At 61.2% G+C, this 237-nt stretch carries 1 protein-coding gene; it reads right to left on the reverse strand.

All coding sequences use genetic code 11. The features are described 5' to 3' along the window. Positions 1-232: DUF4136 domain-containing protein (locus ACZ6JE_RS15620; RefSeq protein ID WP_464319543.1), on the reverse strand; the 232-nt coding region annotated here is incomplete at its 3' end. Positions 233-237 lie beyond the last annotated feature (5 nt).

A 237-nucleotide genomic window follows, 5' to 3' on the forward strand; every position in this document is an offset into this window, starting at 1 on the left:
GGCGCAAACCGCGCTGATCGAGTTGATCGGCCACCGCCTGGCGGATGCGCTGTTCGGTCAAGTCACTCTTGATGCGTGGATCATCGGGGCGATATTGCAGGGCCGGGTCTTTCCAGCTCCAGCTGCGATAAGCGGCAAAGTCGCGGCTGGCGTCGAAATCGTGATTGACCTGATTGGCGGCGCAGGCACTGAGCAGCGCGGCAACAGCGAGTAGAGCGAGACGGCGGAACATGATTT

It is taken from the genome of Frigoribacterium sp. AC759, from assembly GCF_979256015.1.